Source organism: Neptunomonas qingdaonensis, from assembly GCF_900113275.1.
Taxonomy (GTDB): Bacteria; Pseudomonadota; Gammaproteobacteria; order Pseudomonadales; family Balneatricaceae; genus Neptunomonas; species Neptunomonas qingdaonensis.
Genome location: NZ_FOOU01000010.1, coordinates 52,048 through 70,909 on the forward strand (window position 1 = coordinate 52,048; position 18,862 = coordinate 70,909).

An 18,862-nucleotide genomic window follows, 5' to 3' on the forward strand; every position below is an offset into this window, starting at 1 on the left:
TTATTACGAAATTACGAATTACTAATGCGCTGTGCGTGTCCCTGTAATGGATTTGCTCAGCAGTATCACCGGTATAATCCCTACCAGTACTATTAATAGTGCTGCCAGTGCACATTGTTCCAACTGCTCATCTGAGGCGTACTGATAAACATAGGTGGCCAGCGTGTCGTAGTTAAAAGGGCGTAAAATCAGGGTGGCGGGCAGTTCTTTCATACAGTCGACAAACACAACTAACGTCGCCGTCAGTAAACCGCCTTTGATGAGAGGAAAGTGAACCTTTATGAGTGTTTTGCTGGGTGACATGCCCAGCGATCGGGAGGCCATGTCCATGGTTGGTGTGACTTTATTTAATGAGCTGTCTACGGCGCCGGTGGCTACCGCAAGAAAGCGAACACAGTAAGCAAAAATTACAGCAAAAACAGTACCGCTTAACAGTAGCCCTGTCGAAAAGTTGAATTGTGCGCGCATAAAAGCATCGACACGGTTATCGAAAGCAGCGAGTGGAATAATCACGCCAATGGCTAATACAGCGCCCGGTAGCGCGTAACCTAAACTGGAGAAGCGCACGGCTGAAGTCAGCCCGAGGCGGTTGGGGTTTAAGCGTTTTGCATAGGTGAGCAGTACGGCTAGCGTCAGACATAACAGTGCAGCGCCGCCAGACAGTAAAAAACTGTGGCTGGCGTGAGCTAAAAAGTCGGTCGATAAAAATTGATCCAGATGGCTGGCTGAGTAGCTAACCAATAAACCTACCGGAATGATAAAGCCTAGCAGTATCGGTAATAAGCAGGCTAAAAAGGCAAGCGTGCTCCTAACACGGTTTAATGGATAAGCCTGAATCGCTTTGAACCGGTCGGTGCTATGAAATTGTTTTTGTTTGGCCCGGGCGATGCGTTCCAGTGCGATTAACACGACGACAAAGATCATCATCATGGTCGCAATTTGCGCCGCGCCTCCTAAATTACCCATATTCAGCCAGGTATCATAAATACCTGCGCTCATGCTTTGCACTGCAAAATAATCAACCGTGCCGAAATCGTTGAGTGTTTCCATTGAAACCAGTGCTAAACCTACCGCAATAGAGGGGCGTGCGATGGGGAGGGAAATACGGTAAAAACTTTGCCATGGGTTGCAGCCCATTAATCGGCTGGCATCTTTCAGGCTCATGGATTGTTCTAAAAAAGCAGCGCGTGACATCAGGTATACATAAGGATACAGCACAAAGGTAAGCATCAGAATCGCACCTGAGAGCGAGCGAATCTCCGGAAACCAGTAGTCTCTGGCGCTTTGCCAGCCAAATATATCCCGCAGAAACCCCTGAACGGGACCGGCGAACTCTAATATGTCAGTATATATATAAGCGATCACATAAGCGGGGACCGCAAAGGGGAGCAGCAGCGCCCATTCGAAAAAACGCTTGCCCGGAAACTGACACATGGTCACCAGCCACGCGGTCGTTACGCCGATAATGACCGAAAGTGAAGCGACACCGAACATAAGCTTCAGCGTCGTACTGATGTAGACGGGCAGGATTGTATCAGCGAGGTGTCGCCAGATGTTTTCTTCCGGAAAAAGCGCCAGATAGAATACGGATAGAACAGGAAGAGCCACCAGTAAAGCGGCTCCCCAGCTACTGATATACCAGCCAGTGGTATTGCTGGTAGTATTATTAATGCGGATAGAATGTGTTTTCATTAGCCCAAAACAACAAAACGATAGCCGCGAAGACTATCGTTTTTGTAAAGTAAAGTCATTAACGCATTAGTCAATCAGAACCCTGTGTCCAGAAAAATCAGACGCTCTTAATTATCAAAACCAACTTTGTCGACCAGTTTTGCTGCAGCCGAGCGCTGTGCTGATACTTCCTGAAGGTTAATTGAATCACCTTTAAACTCACCCATGTACTTTTCGATCAATTCTGAACGAGGCGTATTTGGGCGCACCGGGAATTCGAAGTTCGAATTTGCGTAGTATTTTTGAGACTCTTCTTCTGTTAAGAACTCAATCAGTTTTTGTGCCGCTGCAGCATGTGGAGCGTGCTTGGTGATACCTGCGCCTGAAATGTTCATATGAGCACCGCGATCAGCCTGATTCGGAAAAACCAGATTGACTGATTCTGCCCATGTCTTTTGTTCAGGTTCTTTGTCGTTAGTGAGCATGTGTCCAAAATAATAGGAGTTGCCCAGAGCAAGGTCGCAGACGCCTTCTTTGATCGCTTTTACCTGAGCGCGGTCATTTCCCTGTGGTTTTTGAGCCAGATTCTCTTTAAGAGCCCCTAACCAGTTTTCTGCTTCCTCTTCGCCGTGATGAGCAATCATGCTGCCAATCAGAGAGAGGTTATAGGTATGCTTACCGCTTCGTGTGCAGATACGGCCTTTCCATTTAGGGTCAGCGAGTTCTTCGTAAGAGGTGATTTCACCGTCTTTAACACGATCTTTAGATGCGTAAATCAGACGGGCACGCGATGTCAGACCAACCCAGCGACCTTCAGGATCACGGAATTGGGCGGGTACGTTTGCATTAACAATATCACTGGATAATGGCGCAAAAAGCCCTTTTTCTGTCGCGTCAAATAGGGGACCAATATCGGATGTTAGCAGGATGTCCGCCGGTGAGTTGCGGCCTTCGTGTTCGAGACGCTCGAGTAACCCTTTTTTTGCAAAAACCACATTGGTTTTAATGCCGGTCTGTTCTGTGAACGCTGTTAATAACGGCTCAATCAAAAACGGCTGACGATAAGAATAGATGTTTACTTCTTCCGCTTGTGCCATTGGATTAAAGGCGAGTGTTGTCGAGAGTGTGGCAAGAGCAAACAGAGATTTACGCAACATGGTTTATACCCTACTTGTTTAATAACGATCGCATCTGGAATAGATCGGTTAAAAGATAACGCGAATTATTATCGTTTAGAGCTTCGCTGTCAATGCGGATGCGTATAATTCTCAATACCATTAACTTATAACTCTAGATTCTTTGATGCACATCATTTTTTGAGATATCTGTTTTAGACGGTTGTTTTATCGTCAAGAGACCTTTGCACGAGCCGGAATTTTGTTTACTGGCAAGGCAAAAGCGCACGGAATAAGAGAGTTTATGCCTATAAATGATCGAATGAGTACGTTTTTAACGCCGCCAGAGGGCAAAAGAGCAATCGTGCAAAGGTCTCGTCAAATAATGGGAAATAGTCTGGATAACACCGCGGGAATGGCTGTTTCAACTCGCAGGATACGTTGTCCTATATGAAAAGGTGTTAGTCCTGCGTGTGCGAGTTTATCGATTTCATAGGGAATAAAGCCTCCTTCGGGGCCGATTGCCAGTGTTGTTGGCGTAAGCGTCGCTTCAGGGCAGTCGATAGCGTGGTAAGGGTGCGCAACTAACCCCCGTGTGTTAGCGCAGATGGCAGGTAATTCGTCTTCTACAAACGGTTTGAAGCGCTTTCTGATATATACGTTGGGCATTTGTGTGTCCAGTGCTTGCTCTAATCCTAATTGTAACTGCTCATTGATAGCTGCTTCAGCAAGGAGTGGAGAGGACCAATAGCTCTTGTCGACACGATAACTATTGAGTAGGTAGAGCTCTTTTACGCCCATCGTGCTGATCGTCTGTAAAATACGCTTCAGCATTTTAGGCCGGGGTAAGGCTAGCAGGAGGGTCAGAGGTAATGCTGCCGGTGGTGATTGAATAAGTGAAACCTGCAGTGTTACCTGTTGATCGTCAATACTCATTACCTGACCAGAACCGCTGAGCCCGTTTATCTGGCCTACGCGCAATAGCGAGTCGGGTTGTGCCCGGTGGATTTCAGCAATATGTTGGTGACGTCTGTCATGCAGACAAATGCGATTATCGCCGCAGAAATCGTGTTCATTAAACAAAATCAGATTCATTCTTTATCCGCTGGTAGCATCTTGGGAACATATTCTTCCATTATGGAGGTTTTTCTTTTGCTTATCAGCCGTTAGGATAGCCGCTTACTTTAAATAGAGCTCCCTATGGCCACGCCCGACTTGCTGCAGGACAATATTCGACCAACCTTGCTGAGAATGACGGGCCCGATGATGGTCGGCATTGTCAGTCTGATGTTGTTCAACCTTGCAGATATCTATTTTGTATCTTTACTCGGCACGGCACCTATGGCTGCGTTGGCATTTACGTTTCCTGTCACATTTTCAGTGGTGAGCCTGGCCATTGGTTTTGGTATAGGTACATCGGCGATTATGGCCAGACTTATTGGCCAGGGGCGGCAAGGAGAAGCCGCAGAGCTGGCAACTGATAATTTAATGATGACCCTGATATTGGTGTTATGTGTCAGTTTGACCGCTCAATTTTTAATGGTGCCATTATTTACACTGATGGGCGCTACTCATGAGCAACTTCCTTATATTCTTACCTATATGGATATTTGGTGGTTTGGCGCCGTATTTCTGGTAACCAATATGGTGGCCAATAGCGCTTTGCGGGCCAGAGGCGATACCAAGACACCGGCATTAGTGATGGCTGGATCGTCTATACTCAATATGCTGCTTGACCCTTTGTTGATCTTTGGCTGGGGTCCTGTTCCTGCCATGGGCATTAAAGGCGCGGCAATGGCCAGTGTGATCTCGTGGGCTTGTGTGTCCGTCATTGTTAGTTATGTTCTGTATCGGCGTTATCAGTTGATTATTATTATGAAGCCGGTTGCCAGCAGAATTTTTGGACATTGGTTGAAAGTAATGAAAATAGGTTTGCCTGCGGCTTTGTCGAATATGATGACGCCGCTGGCGGGTGGTATATTGACGGCCATGGTTGCACAGCATGGTGCCGAAGCTGTGGCGGCTTTTGGTGTAGGCAACCGGCTTGAGTCACTATCATTGCTGGTATGTTTAGCTTTATCCATGACGTTACCGCCGTTTGTCAGTCAGAACTTTGGAGCGGGTCAGATTCAGCGGGTGATCGCCGCCTACCATGGGGCCATAAAGTTTGCTTTAGTATGGCAACTTCTGGTGTTTGTTTTGTTGTGGATTTTTCGTGATTCCATTGCTGATTTATTCGCGGCATCTGAGTTAATTAAAACACCGTTGCTGATGTGGTTATCTGTCGTGCCGCTCGGATTTGGTATGCAGGCGGTTATTTTTCTGAGTGCATCAACATTCAATGCACTGCATCAGCCGTTGCGTGCTATGCGCATTAGTATTTTACGCTTGTTCGTGTTCTTCATTCCGATGGCGTGGGTGGCGAATCAGGTGTGGGGGTTGCAAGCTATGTTTGTGGCCTTTGTCTTGGCAAATACGGTCGCTTCATGGGTAGCCTACCGAAGCGTTAGTCGGTTATTAGTGACAAAAAGTGCGGCGACTCCCGGTGAGTCTGCGGCGAATCAATAGTTTTTAAGTTAATTCTGCCCTATCATTATTTGTTAATAATCAGATACTATCCTAAAGACTATAAACCAAAGTCATATTATGAAATGGAAGTCATAGGTCTATGATCGGATGTATGACTGTGTAGAATCATAAAAATTAAGTTACATAGATAAAATAATAAGTTACATAAAACACAATAAATTCAAAATAAGGGATGTAGATATGGGTAAGTTGGTTGCTCTTGTAACAGGTGGTACTGGTGGGCTGGGTGCTTCAATATGCCGTAGTCTGGCGGATAAAGGGTTTACAGTAGTAGCGGGTTATAACAGTGGCGGTAATCACGAAAAAGCAAAAGCATGGCAGGCTGAGCAAAAAGCTGACGGCTATGATATCCATGTTGCTTATGGTGATGTCACTAATACAGCTTCATGCGAAGAATGTATTGCTACTGTTCAGGAACTGACAGGCGGTACAGTTGATGTACTGGTAAACAACGCTGGTATCACCCGCGATGGTCAGTTTAAGAAAATGAGCTGGGATCAGTGGGATGAAGTACTAACGGCTAACTTGGATTCAATGTTCCATATGACCCGTTTGGTAATTAACCCAATGCTGGAAAAAGGCTTTGGACGTGTTATCAACATTTCATCTGTTAACGCTCAGAAAGGCCAGTTTGGTCAGTGTAACTACTCTGCTGCTAAAGCAGGTATTCACGGTTTCACTAAAGCGTTAGCGCAAGAAGTGGCATCTAAAGGCGTTACTGTAAACACAGTATCTCCTGGTTACGTGATGACGCCGATGGTCGCTAAAATTGCTGTTGAAGTTCAGCAGAAAATTTGCGCTACCATTCCTGTGGGTCGTTTTGGTACGCCTGAAGAGATCGGTCGTATCGTGACTTTCCTGGCGGAAGACGGGTCTGGATACATCACCGGTGCTGATATGTCTATTAACGGTGGTCTGCACATGTCGTAATGACATTGGTTTGACTATAAAAAAACCCGCTAATCGCGGGTTTTTTTTGTTTTATGTGACCTGCCCTAAATAAGGTTGTCACTTTTCTGCTGTTAATTAAACACAGAATCAATCAGTTGATTGAAGCGCTTATTCAGGGTTTCATTTGTCAGCCTGAATGGCACAGAGAGGGATTCAAACTCCAGTGTTTTGATGTCCGTCAATTTGACTGATTTTTGTTGTTGCTCCAGTGCTTTTTGCAGGCGTTGCATCTGATATTCCATTCTCAAGGCCTGATCTCGCTCCGGTGAAGGCAAGCTCAGAGCGATCTCCAGGCGAATACAGATTTCTCTGAGTTCTTTGTCTGCACTTGCTAGCAGTGGCTCCAGATCGACCTCTCCTGAGGCTATTGACTCAATCTGCTTGCGCCGCCTGGTGATTTTCTCATGGAAATCGTTGCTGGTATTAAGTTGCCAGCTTTTAAAGAGTTCTTCAGGCGATGCAGTGAAGTTGTTTTGCAAAATCATTTCTTCAAACTGGTCACATAATTGTGCATGCTCGAATAATTTTTGTATCTCTGCATTATCAACGAAACGAGTCAGATCACTCGCTTGCTGTTCAATATAACGTGCCGCCTTTTTAAATTTTTCAATATCATGAGGGGGTAATGACTCTTTGTAGTTTTCAATCAACTGTCGTGTTTCATTGATGTGATTGATTTTTTGTTGTGTATTAAGCGGTGTTTCTTCGAAAGCAGATAGCTCTTCAATGATTTGTTTAAGGTGCTGCCTGGCCGATTGCAGGGCTTCCCGTGACGGTGCTTGGTCCTGCAGACGTTGGAAAATAATATCGCAGTGAACCCTGAAGGCTTTCCACAGTTTTCGTTCCTGGCTGTGAAATGTGGGACCACACTCTTTCCAGGCTTTTTGCAGGCTTTTTGCTTGCTCTGCGGCTGCAGAAACATCATCTGCTGTCGTCAGTGATTCTGCTTCAAGGATCAGCTTTTGTTTGACAGCCATAGAACTTTCTTTGATAGCCTGGAAATGTGTTTCAGCCTCAAGAAGTAACTCATTGAATTTGATTTGTAAGGCCTGGCCGGGTGTTCTGTCAACAGGCGTGAAACGGCGCCACTCTTGTCTGGCTGTTTGAATAATCTGTTCAACCGAACGCCAATCACATGTGTCCCAGTTGATCTGTTGCAAGTAGGTCGCAACTTCGCTAAAGATCAGTTCTTTTTGTTGAAGGTTGTAGCGACGAGCTTCGTTTTGTTGTGCGAAAAAGGCTTCGCAAGGCTCATAAGCTTTATCTGAAGCTGTTTTAAAACGTTTCCAGATAGCCTGAGAATGGAACGGATCAGTGGCATCCAGCATTTTCCATTGTTGCTGGAGTGCTTTTATTTGCTTAGCCTTTTCCAGGTGAGGAAGTGCTGCTTGCTCTGCCAGTGCTTCCATATCGAGACACAGCTGTTCTTTTTTCGGCGTTACAGCGAAGCCTTGCCAATCTTTTATTTCATCCAGACGAAGCACAAGCCCCTTGTATTGTTGATCAAGCACGTCATTCGTTGAGCCGTTGACCGACTTGTTAACCGGGTTGTTAAGTAGTGCGAGTAATTCGGTGGCTTTGCGGGATGCTTTATCTGCCGCCTTGATGCTGCCGCTTTCAATGTTGCTTTCTAGTAGCTCTAGTTGTATTTGCAGCTTGTCTTTGAGCGACTTGGTTTTTTCTACTTGCTGTCGTTTTTCTATATTCAATTGCTGCGCCAATGCATCCAGTAGTTGGATAGGCTGTGGCTTATCTGCGTTTTCGGGCCAGGCTATTTTTTTAATAATGGCGTTAACTTTTTTTAGCTTCTCTTGCAACGGCTTATGCTTAAACGCTGTTTTTTCGCAGCTTGCCAGAAACTCTGAAGCGCTAGTGAGTTTGTCTTCAATGGAGATGCTATGTGAATAGACTGTTGCTAATTGACTTTGTAGTCGGTCAAATGCTTTTTGTTGTTCACTGCTGGCATCGTCAGCAAGCGGGGCCCATTGAGCTTTAAATTGATCTGATTGCTGCAGCAGCATAGCGAGTGAGTCACTTGATTGCTCGGCGCTTTGTAGGTCTTGGATATGTTGTTGCATCTGATCTATTAACGCAGCGGCCGTTTCGCGCACCTGTACAATGCGTTGCTGTTCTTTTTCAATGGCAGCTTCTTTATCAAGAACCGCTTGGATACGTTGTAAGCAAGTATGCGATGCTTCATCAAACTGTCTTTGATAGACCGCGGTGGTTGAGCTGTGAATAGTGCTCCAGTCCTGAAGAAGCGCATCATGTTTAGCCGGATATAGTGGATACCACTCACCTGTGGACAGATGTGTTATTTGTTCAAGAACGGTTTGGGCATGAAGTTGAAGTGCTTGCTGCTGTTTTTGCTGTTCACGGATAAGGCTGGATTTATCGCGCATGATGCGATGAATAGCTTTGTCGTTTTGTCGTGTTAGCTTTAATAGCTGCTCAATCAGCGCTGGCTCAGTAATGCGCTCAGCTGCTTTTTTACGAGTATTGATAGGTGACGAGGAGATAGCAATATCAAGTAGCTGCAGTTCATCTTCGGTTTGCTCAACAAACTGGTTTTGTAAGGCGTGGAATGGGGTTTTACAAATGACTCGCCAGACCGCTGCGGGGGCGACGTTTTGTTCCAGTTGCTCCAGTAGTTTTTCGGGCTGTTCTTCCGCGCTGAGCAGGTGAGCCAGATGTGTTTCAATAACCTCAGAATGAGAACCTGGTTCAGCAAGTGATGCTGAACTCTGTAAAAGCAGAATCAGGTTATTGATGCTATTTATCCGTTCGATTGCCGCTTGCCTGACATGAGTATCAGGATCATGAATCGCCAGTGTGGAAAGGATACGATACTGGTCATCACAATCATCGCGTAAATTTTTTACGGCGTTTAATCGTATGGTTGGGCTGGTATGTTGCCATTTAGGCTTAAAAAACTTTGATAACATTAACGATTTTCTTGTATTAGCAATACTGGACAACAGAAATCCAGATGAATGGGGAGGCAGATTCTAACGGGCACTAGGCGGTCAGGAAAAGCCTTTATATATGGGTTAAATAGGGATTTTTTGCAGCTTTCCTTATCCAACCGTTTCACTGATACCCTGCTTTTCACATCAGAGCTATATCACATCAGGGCTACATCACATCAAGCAACAGATCTGACATTCACTTCTCCATCGGCATAGTACCACTGGCCGTTTTTAGCATAGAAGCTGGATCGCTCATGTAAAATACATTGATCATCTTCTGTTTCAAATGCCGCTTCAAACTCCACTACACCTTGAGTGTCTTCTTTACTACCAGCTTCTTTGTTGAGAATGGTTAAGCCTGTCCACGTAGTGAACTGAATTTGTTCAGCAACAATGGCGCGGTCAATTAATTCACGCTTCTCCGGCACAGTAGTGTCTATCAGATAGTCTATGGCTCCCAGGGCAAAAGCAGTATAACGGCTGCGCATCAGTTGCTCTGCTGTGGGCGCTGGCTTTTGACCTTCAATATAGGGCTCGCAACAGAATGCAAACGACTTCTCTGATCCACATGGACAACGCTGTTGTGTTGTTTGACTGGTCAGCATATGTAATCCTCCCTATCAGACCTGTTACTATTTGAATTTTATTATAGCCTGCTTACCCGGCATATATCACGGATATTTGAACACAATGACAGCGGAACGCACTTTTTTTTGGCACGATTATGAAACCTTTGGTATTGATCCTAAAAGAGACCGTCCTGTGCAATTTGCAGGCGTTCGCACGGATGAGAACCTGAATATCATTGATGAACCGGTGATGCTCTATTGCAAACCAGCCGATGATACTCTGCCGCATCCGCAAGCATGTTTAATCACAGGCATCACGCCTCAAAAGGCTATCCGTGAAGGGGTCTGTGAAGCCGAATTCATTAAGTGTATCCATGACGAATTTACACGACCAGGCACCTGTGCCGTGGGTTATAACAGTATTCGTTTTGATGATGAGGTGACGCGTTATACCCTCTATAGGAACTTTTTTGATCCCTATGCCCGGGAGTGGCAGAACGACTGCTCACGCTGGGACATCATTGATATGTTGCGCCTGACACGTGCGTTGCGCCCGGAGGGTATTGTCTGGCCTGAGCATGAGGATGGTACGCCCAGTTTGCGCTTAGAAGACCTGACAAAAGCGAATGGCATTGATCATGGACATGCGCACGATGCGTTATCAGATGTGTATGCGACGATAGCGATGGCAAAGTTGGTTAAAGAGCGCCAGCCAAAATTGTATGAGTTTACACTGGCCAACAAAGATAAGGCGTCAGCGCAGAAAATGTTGGATGTCTCCTCAATGAAGCCTGTGTTGCATGTGTCATCCCGTTACGCAGCGGCGTTGGGGAATTTAGCTGTGGTTGCACCCTTGATACAGCACCCGGTTAATCGTAATAGTATTCTGGTGTGGGATTTGCGTGCCGATCCTGCCCCATTGCTGACATTGTCGGTTGATGAGATCAGGCACTACATGTATTTAGCTGCCGCCGATCGTTCCGCTACAGACCCTGTTATTGCATTGAAGCAGGTACATGTGAATAAGTGCCCGATTTTAGCACCTGCCGGGATGCTGAATAAGGATGAAGCGGCGCGCTTCTCTATCGACGGGGATATGTGCAGGGCGCATCTGGCTTTATTACGAAATTCTCCTGAATTAAAAGCCAAGCTTGCCGATGTACTGAGTGTAGATGGTTTTGAATCTGACGGTGACCCGGATCATATGTTGTATTCGGGTGGTTTTTTTAATGATACCGATAAAAAGATGATGCAGCAGGTCAGAGAGAGTGATCCGGAAGCGTTGGCAGAGATGCAACTGGCATTTCAGGATCCTCGATTGGAAGAGATGTTATTTCGCTACCGCGCTCGCAATTACCCATTAACTCTTAATGATGATGAGCAGTCTCAATGGGAGCAATACCGTAGTGATAAATTATTGAAACCAGATAAACGTGGCTTGATGACAATGAAAGTGTTTTACGAACAGTTGAATGCCCTTTATCAGGACCCGGAGCTAAGCATGTCTAATCGGGAAGTGCTGGAAGAGTTGGCAATCTACGCTGAGTCCATCTATCCCATGGAGAACTCATGGTAAAAGCCATGGTAAAAACTGCAGTAAAGCGGGTGCTGCTGATCAGATCAGGCGTTTATGCCGGCGCTCTTACCGGTGCTTGTGCTGGCGTTCTTAACAGTGTTTATGCCGCGGCTCTTACCGGAGCTCTTGCAGGGGCTGTCAGTGCCGAGGAGCTTATCGCTTATCAGGTGGTTTTACCCAGCGGGTATTCACAGGGTACTGTTAACGGTGAAACAGCCTACTTTCGAAAACGCCGTGGTGCTTTGGATAGCGAACCTATGCAAGTGATAGCTTACTTTAATAAACCTTCTGATCTGCCACCGCCGACAGTGGTCGCGCCTTCACCGCTGCCGCTGGTGCAAGAATTCAGGGCCGGCAAGGTATTATCAAAAGCTGACCTGAAGGGCGAAGATGCTGTTTTTCAACGCATCTTCGACGATCAGGAAAAGGAGAGATGTCTTTGGCAGCCTGAATCGTGTCAGCAGGCTTCAGGTATACAGCAGCGCCGTGAGTTTGTGCTGCCGAAACCTTAAATTTATTGAGTAGCGCTTTCCTGAGCAATACTTACTTTAGTTAGATTTTTTAGCATGTTGGCCTCAGCTACTTCGCTACCTGATCCGTTGTTCTGCAAAATCATTTGTCGTGTTAAGAGTGAGCTAAAGGCGTCAGTTAAATCATCCTTACTCAGCAGATCAATCATCTGCGTTAGTTTTATCTGCGTATCGAAATTTGTTTCATCCTGATCGATCTCTTGCCATAAACGGTTAGAACGATCCTGTAATTGGCGATCTTGCGCATTAATTCTTGCTTTAAGACTGCTTTTGAATTGGTTGACCTGCTCGTCTGGGATATCGGTTAGTTGCTGTTTAAAGCGATCAAGAAAATCATTCATGCTTTGTTGAATGGCTGTAGGTGAGGCACTTGGAGACTGAACCACAAGGGCAATACCTGGCATTTTGCGCAATGGCATCGGCGTTGCGAAGACGATATAGCCCAGCTGCTGTTCAGTGCGTAGCTGGGTATAGAAGGGGGCAGATAATACTTCACTTAATAACGCCGTAGATGCCCGGCTTTTAAGCGATTGGTCCTGGCCTTGCAGGTAAAGAACAACGGCTGAGTCGTTGTGTTCTATTTGTAGTGTTGTTCGTAATTTGTCTGCGGGTGTTAGTCTTCGAATGTCGACGAGTGGCGCTACGGCTGCTGTCTTAACAGGCTGCAAGGCCTTGATCAGTGTATCGCTGATATTTAACGCTTCTTCTGCTAGCAGGTTGCCATTTGACAGTACCCGCAATTCAGTCGATTCGAAGAGTCGTTCAATCAAAGCCGACAACTGTTCTAGTGTATAGCTATCAGTGGCTTGTTGTAGTTCGGCAAGGCTTGGGTCCTGCATCAGTTGTTCATAACTGACACGAAAAAGCTGATTGTAAGGTTTGTCTTTTTCCGCGTTTTTAAGCTGCTCCTTGTATGCCTGAAGCACCCGTTCAAAACGCGCTTGTGAAAGTTCAGGTGAGCGCAAAGTTTTTGCAATTAATTTGCTGAGGAGATCTATTTTGTCGTTAAAGCCTGAAATGCGAACACTAATGCCGCGTTGATGCGCATAAATTCGTGCATTCAGACCTGCCATAGCCGCATCATAAAGCGTTTGATTAAGTTCATCGCTGAGCATGTCTGCATAAATATTCAGCCCGGCCGTAACAGCAGCGCCTTCTCTTGCAATAGGTGACAGAAGTGTAAAGTAGACGTCAGCTTTTGGAACATTAAAGGTACTGTCCTGAAGATGCCACAATGAAACTCCTGTCTTGCCGGTATCGATGTTGATTGGAGTCTGGTTCTTCTCTGGTTGGCTACTCTCCTCTGGTTGAGGCTTAAGCTCGATATTTTCGGCAATAAAAGGGTTGGCGTTGCGAATGTGTAAGTTTTCGCTCAAGTCAACCTGCTGCCAGCGCGAAATACGCTCTGAGGAAATAGGGGTGATACGGTAGGCGCTATTGTAATAGTGCTCGTTGCGATCTGTTTGAAGTTCCGGCGCTTGAATTGATAACACCATATTGTCCGGGCGAATCGATTCAGTGAATTGATTAAATATATCCGCATTATATTGCTCAATGATAAAGGCCGCATTCAGCCAGTTGGCTTCCGGGTAGTCCTGCATGCTATGGGTCAGTTGGGTGACATAATGAATCGGTTCCTGTTCGGATAGGAAGCGAAATTGTTGTTCATTGAGTAAGTGTTCTTCCTGAAAGAGTGCTTGGCTGATGCCGGTTTTTTTCAGGTCTTTCATGAAAGAGAAAAACAAACTGACGATCTCGTCGGTATGCTGAAGACCTTGTGGTGTTAAAGATATTTGAACATGGAAGCTGGCTTCAGTATCAAAGTCTTCCCCTGGCGATGCTCCGAGTCCTGTTGCCCAACCTTTGTCTTTCAATAAAGCCAATATACTTCCTTTACCTTCATAACCTACAAGGCTGCTGAGCAGGTGAAGCGGTTTGCTTTTCCAATAGGGCAAGCTAGGCTGCGTCGGAAAGCTAAGACTGAGGGAGCGATTATCTTTTAATGTACTAATCGCTATTTCGAGGGGTAAATCACTGGGCTTAAACTGTGGTTGGTTGAAACTAAAGGGTTCTAAATCTTTATTCTCAATGTTGGCGAAGTACTGCTTTGCCATGACTTCAAGCTGTCCGATAGGCTGTTTACCCAGAATGACCAGTCGCATGCGGTTTGCGGAATAGTTGTTTTGGTAAAAACTAATTAAGTCTTTGCGTAAAGCGCCTGGCTCGTCGTTAGCTAAGGTGTCAAGGTTGCCAACGGCAAAGCGACTAGCCGGGTGTTCCGGGTTCATCGCTTGTTGTGTGGCGGCATATATTCTGCGGCCATCGTCTTTGAGTTTGGCGCTGTACTCTGAATTAACGGCGTGTCTTTCTCTATCGGTATATTCTTCTGAGAATAACGGAGAAATGAAAAACTGAGAGAAGCGATCTAGCGCAGGCTCAAGATCATCTGCTTTAATATCGAAAAAGTAATTGGTGTTTTTTAAGGCAGTGAAGGCGTTATGGGTGCCACCATGAGATTGTATGAATGACTGGTATTCGCCTGCTTCAGGGTATTTTTTTGTGCCCAGAAAAAGCATGTGCTCAAGAAAATGGGCCAGGCCCGCTCTGTCTTTGGGGTTCGCTGCCGAACCAATACTGATATCCAGCGATGCTGCTGCTTTGTCAGTATCCGGGTCAGAAATCAGCAGTACCCTTAAGTTATTTTCCAGCGTGATTGAGTGGTACTCACGGCTGTCATTCGGGCTTTTAATAATGTTGCCGGCAAACGACAAAGATACCGAGCAATAGATAAGTAGTAGTGTGAGAATCAATTTTACTCGTGCAAAAAGCGCAGTGTGCATCCAACAGTCCTCAAAAACACAGAATGAAATCAAATAGCTACCCTGATTCAGGATAGTCAGCCAGTAGACATTAACTTATCTTGGGGGTTCCGTGAATCAGCATAGCCATATTTATCAACAGCCGATACAATCGGTTCTATTTCACTCATATTAAAGGATGTTCTGATGAATCGTGAAAAGGTGATTTTTGCTTTCTTTATCGTATTGGCCCTGACGCTGAACTTCGGCTTTTTTCTCGGCGATATCGATAAGGTAGTTCATCATAATGAGTTTGAGTTATTTGCCGCGCTGACGGTCAGTATGATCTGTACTGTGCTGAAGTTTGGTGATCGGACACATCTTGGCGCACTAATGCTGGCGACCAGCCTGGTGGCTGACTTACAGTTAGTTATTGCTGCTACTTTATGGGGGTTTGCTGAACAGATAAGCGGCGGAATGACCGCTTCGATGATGTCAAGCATAGTGTCGCTTTCTGGCGGTGCGCTTCTCGCCAATATTATTTCTGTTGTTTTGCTGGTGGTTGAGACCATTGTTGTTCGTCGTTAAATTATGAATAACGTCTTTTATCTCTTATTACGGCGACTTCGTGTTCCTTTCATCACGATGATCGTTGTTTATTCAATCTCTGTTCTCGGTTTTGTCCTGATCCCCGGACAAGATAATGACGGCAATATCTGGCATATGGATTTTTTCCACGCTGTGTATTTTGTCTCTTTTATGGGAACGACTATTGGTTTTGGTGAGATTCCTTTTGCATTCACTGATGCGCAGAGAATGTGGACGCTGTTAATGATCTATGCCACGGTGGTCGCATGGTTATACGGTATTGGTTCGATGTTAGCCTTGTTACAGGAGCCCGTGTTTGGTCGCTTATTACGCCGCCGCGCTTTCACCAGCGAAGTGATAGGCATTGCTGAACCGTTTTATCTCATCTGTGGTTACGGTGTTACTGGGCGAGTGATTGTCCATAAACTCGCCAACAGAGATATCAGAGCGGTCGTGATAGATATCAAGCAGGAACGCATTGACGATCTGGAAATGGATAGTTTGCCGATACGTGTACCAGGCTTATGTGCCGATGCGGCTTTACCCGATGTGTTAGATGACGCAGGGCTTCAGCACCCTCATTGTATAGGTGTGCTTGCGCTGACAGATGATGACAACTCTAATTTGGCAGTCTCTATTGCCAGTAAACTACTGATGCCTAAACGCTTGGTGATCAGTCGCACTGAATCTGAAGTTACCACTGCGAACTTACTTTCGTTTGGTACTGACCAGGTGGTTGATCCGTTTCAGGCTTATGCGGGATATCTGTCCATGGCCATCCATTCCCCGTATAAACATCTGGTGTATGATTGGCTGGTCAATCCTTATCATCGTCCTCTATCCAGTGTCTATCAGCTAAAGCAGGGGCGGTGGATTATTTGTGGTTTTGGTCGGTTTGGTCGGTCGCTTTACAAAGCTTTTAAAGCGGACGATGTGTCTATTACGGTTGTTGATGCAAAAGAACACAATGTCAATCAAACCGAGCATCAGATCTGGGGCGTTGGAACTGAAGCTCAAACGCTGGAAGAGGCGGGTATCCATGAAGCGGTAGGTATTGTTGCAGGAACAGAAAACGATGCCAATAACCTCTCTATTATTATGACAGCGCGCCAGCTTAAACCTAAGTTGGTGACGGTTGTCAGACAAAACCTGGATGCGAACCGCTTAGTTTTTCGTCATTCAGGCGCTGATTTTGTCATGGAGCCTGGCAGAATAATTGCGAATCAGATTATGGCGCAGATAAAAACGCCGCTCTTGCCTGCCTTTATAGATGCCTTACAAGGCTATGATGATGTCTGGGCGCATACTTTATTGAATCGTATGAGTAGCGTCGTTGGCGAGTATGAGTTGGATAGCTGGGCATTTACTATTGGCGAAGCGGACACACCCGCAATACAGATGGCGCTGGAAGAGGCAACTGTTATTAAAATGAAGGTTTTTCTTAAGGATCCGCGTGACCGCAGTCATATGTTACCGGCGTTCCCATTAATGTTACGCCGTGGCGAAACTATTAAAATTTTGCCGGGAGAACTGACTGAGTTAGAACTGGGCGATGAGATTCTCTTTTGCGGTTTGAGTAAGGCATTCAAACAAGTTGAGTGGACGGTAAATAACTATAACGTGCTGCAATACATCTTGACTGGTAAAGACGCGAACTCCACCCTGTTATCCCGTTGGTTCAATAAGGACTCATAATGGCTTATTTGTTACTCACGCTGACTACGCTTTTTTGGGCGGGTAATTTTGTACTCGGGCGAGCCATGCATAATGTGCTGCCGCCGGTGACGATGGCAGAGCTGCGCTGGAGTGTTGCATTACTGATAATTTTGCCTTTTTTAATGCCTAAGTTGAAAGCGCATTGGCGTAAGATCGTAAAACACTGGAAAGTACTCATACCACTCGGTGTTCTAAGTGTCGGTAGCTTTAATACGTTCATTTATCTTGGACTGACGACAACGGGAGCAACCAATGCTACTTTGCTGCAATCGGCAATCCCCATTATCATTTTAGTTATTTCTGGCTTTTTTTTAAAAGAGACGGTGTCTTTCCGCCAGTGGATAGGAGTCGTTTGCTCGCTGTTAGGGGTGTTGACGCTGATCTCATTGGGGCAGCCTGGCCAATTACTCAATCTGGATATTAATCAAGGAGATTTGTGGATTTTGGCAGCGGTGTTGTGCTGGGCAAGTTACTCGATTTGTTTGCGTTGGCGCCCTGCGGAACTTGATGGTTTTACTTTTTTTGGCGTGACCGTTATTGTAGGAGTTGTTGCGCTGTTGCCTTTCAGTTTGCTGGAGTTGCAGAGCGCCGCTCCTATTATATGGAAGCCTGAGGCGTTCGGATCCATATTGTATATGGCTGTTTTTCCCTCTATTCTGGCGCATCTGTTCTGGAATCGTGGCGTGGCTGAATTAGGTGCAGCTAAAGCGGGCTTATTTATTCATCTTATGCCATTATTTGGTATGCTACTTTCAACGATATTTTTAGGGGAGGGAATTCACGCTTATCATTTAACAGGTATGGTATTAATATTCATTGGGATATACCTTGCGGTAATTACTAATGTAATGAAACGGATTCCGAAATTAAATAGAGGTAGTTGATGCGTAACGTTCTATTAGCAGTTTTCATGATGTTTTTTACACTGAGTATCGTGGCGCCAGAAGCACAGGCAAAGCGTTTAGGTGGAGGTTTTAGTTTTGGGAAATCATATACGGCGCCAAAGTCGGTAAAGCCATCACCGACTCAGCAAAAAGCTGCACCTGCACAAAATGCGGCGGCAGGTACTGCTAAAAAAGCTGGCATGGGTGGAATGTTAGGTGGTTTGCTAGCCGGTGGTTTGCTGGCCTCATTGTTCATGGGTGGCGCGTTTGATGGAATCCAGATGATGGATATTCTGATGATAGCCGCTATCGCTTTTATAGCCTTTAAAGTGTTTGCGATGATGCGTAAAAGCCAGCCTGTACCCAGCTATGCCGGACATCAACATCGATCCATGGAACCTGAAACGGCAGAACCTTCTCAAACACACCACTTTACACCGATGTCAGCAGCCAGTACTCAGCTGTCTGAGCCTGACCTTGAACTACCTGCGTGGTTCAATAAGGTTACTTTTTTGAATGGAGCGCGTGACCATTTCACCAATCTGCAGGCTGCCTGGGATCGTCAGGATTGGTCTGAAATTTCGACCTATACTACGCCGGAGTTGTTGGAAGAGTTAAAAACGGAGCGTGTCAAATACCCTGAAGAGCAGCAGACAGAAGTGGTATCTGTGATGTCCGAACTGATTAACTTTATTAATAATCAGGATCATGTTGTTGCCAGCATTCATTTTTATGGATGGTTAAAAGAGTCAGAGGATCAGCACACCAGTGAATTTAGTGAGATCTGGCATCTGAAACGTGATTTAAGCGAAGAGAATGCATCGTGGTTTATCGTGGGAATTGAACAGCCTTCGTAAACGCTTTGTATTATCGATATGAAAATGGCGCCTTTAGCGCCATTTTTAT

Annotated in this window: 14 protein-coding genes; 8 read left to right on the forward strand and 6 right to left on the reverse strand. The window is 45.7% G+C overall.

The features are described 5' to 3' along the window. Window positions 1-21: 21 nt before the first annotated feature. The 3 genes from BM099_RS14060 to BM099_RS14070 all read right to left on the reverse strand — a co-directional run bounded on the left by BM099_RS14060 (window position 22) and on the right by BM099_RS14070 (window position 3,881). A complete protein-coding gene (locus BM099_RS14060) occupies window positions 22-1,692 on the reverse strand; it encodes an ABC transporter permease (RefSeq protein WP_090728763.1) in 1,671 nt (556 codons plus the stop codon). Between the two features lie 107 nt (window positions 1,693-1,799). Continuing rightward, a complete protein-coding gene (locus BM099_RS14065) occupies window positions 1,800-2,828 on the reverse strand; it encodes a Fe(3+) ABC transporter substrate-binding protein (protein ID WP_090728764.1) in 1,029 nt (342 codons plus the stop codon). Window positions 2,829-3,164: 336 nt separating this feature from the next. Next, window positions 3,165-3,881, reverse strand: coding sequence for a 16S rRNA (uracil(1498)-N(3))-methyltransferase (locus BM099_RS14070; protein ID WP_090728765.1), 717 nt, complete (start codon window positions 3,879-3,881; stop codon window positions 3,165-3,167). 105 nt (window positions 3,882-3,986) lie between these two features. Here BM099_RS14070 and BM099_RS14075 point away from each other — a divergent pair, with 105 nt between their 5' ends. Continuing rightward, window positions 3,987-5,354, forward strand: a complete 1,368-nt coding sequence (locus BM099_RS14075) for an MATE family efflux transporter (protein ID WP_232349045.1) — start codon at window positions 3,987-3,989, stop codon at window positions 5,352-5,354. 201 nt (window positions 5,355-5,555) lie between these two features. Further along, entirely contained in the window at window positions 5,556-6,305 is a 750-nt protein-coding gene (gene phbB / locus BM099_RS14080; protein WP_090728766.1) for an acetoacetyl-CoA reductase, read from the forward strand. A 92-nt stretch (window positions 6,306-6,397) separates the two neighbouring features. On the opposite strand, the gene BM099_RS14085 is transcribed toward phbB, so the two are convergent. Both BM099_RS14085 and BM099_RS14090 read right to left on the reverse strand, forming a co-directional pair. After that, the gene (locus tag BM099_RS14085) at window positions 6,398-9,271 is read right to left on the reverse strand and encodes a DUF349 domain-containing protein (RefSeq protein WP_090728767.1); all 2,874 of its coding nucleotides are present in this window, start codon (window positions 9,269-9,271) and stop codon (window positions 6,398-6,400) included. A gap of 200 nt (window positions 9,272-9,471) precedes the next feature. After that, entirely contained in the window at window positions 9,472-9,900 is a 429-nt protein-coding gene (locus BM099_RS14090) for a YchJ family protein (protein ID WP_090728768.1), read from the reverse strand. 85 nt (window positions 9,901-9,985) lie between these two features. Here BM099_RS14090 and sbcB point away from each other — a divergent pair, with 85 nt between their 5' ends. Together sbcB and BM099_RS14100 are read left to right on the forward strand one after the other, a co-directional pair. Beyond that, window positions 9,986-11,440 (forward strand): exodeoxyribonuclease I, encoded by a 1,455-nt coding sequence (gene sbcB, locus BM099_RS14095; protein ID WP_090728769.1) that lies wholly within the window; start codon window positions 9,986-9,988, stop codon window positions 11,438-11,440. Further along, window positions 11,434-11,952, forward strand: coding sequence for a hypothetical protein (locus BM099_RS14100; RefSeq protein WP_090728770.1), 519 nt, complete (start codon window positions 11,434-11,436; stop codon window positions 11,950-11,952). Before sbcB ends, BM099_RS14100 begins: the two co-directional genes overlap by 7 nt. A gap of 2 nt (window positions 11,953-11,954) precedes the next feature. On the opposite strand, the gene BM099_RS14105 is transcribed toward BM099_RS14100, so the two are convergent. After that, complete coding sequence (locus BM099_RS14105; protein WP_090728771.1) at window positions 11,955-14,810, reverse strand: insulinase family protein; 2,856 nt, start codon at window positions 14,808-14,810, stop codon at window positions 11,955-11,957. Window positions 14,811-14,975: 165 nt separating this feature from the next. On the opposite strand from BM099_RS14105, the gene BM099_RS14110 reads away from it, so the two are divergent. From BM099_RS14110 to BM099_RS14125, 4 genes are read left to right on the forward strand one after another with little or no spacing between them, the layout of a single operon-like run. After that, complete coding sequence (locus BM099_RS14110; protein WP_090728772.1) at window positions 14,976-15,356, forward strand: DUF6394 family protein; 381 nt, start codon at window positions 14,976-14,978, stop codon at window positions 15,354-15,356. A 3-nt stretch (window positions 15,357-15,359) separates the two neighbouring features. Further along, on the forward strand, window positions 15,360-17,051 hold the full coding sequence (locus BM099_RS14115; RefSeq protein ID WP_090728773.1) for a potassium channel family protein: 1,692 nt from the start codon (window positions 15,360-15,362) through the stop codon (window positions 17,049-17,051). Then, the gene (locus BM099_RS14120) at window positions 17,051-17,956 is read left to right on the forward strand and encodes a DMT family transporter (protein WP_090728774.1); all 906 of its coding nucleotides are present in this window, start codon (window positions 17,051-17,053) and stop codon (window positions 17,954-17,956) included. The genes BM099_RS14115 and BM099_RS14120 overlap by 1 nt, the downstream gene beginning before the upstream one ends. Beyond that, a complete protein-coding gene (locus BM099_RS14125) occupies window positions 17,956-18,813 on the forward strand; it encodes a Tim44 domain-containing protein (RefSeq protein ID WP_090728775.1) in 858 nt (285 codons plus the stop codon). Before BM099_RS14120 ends, BM099_RS14125 begins: the two co-directional genes overlap by 1 nt. Window positions 18,814-18,862: the final 49 nt, after the last annotated feature.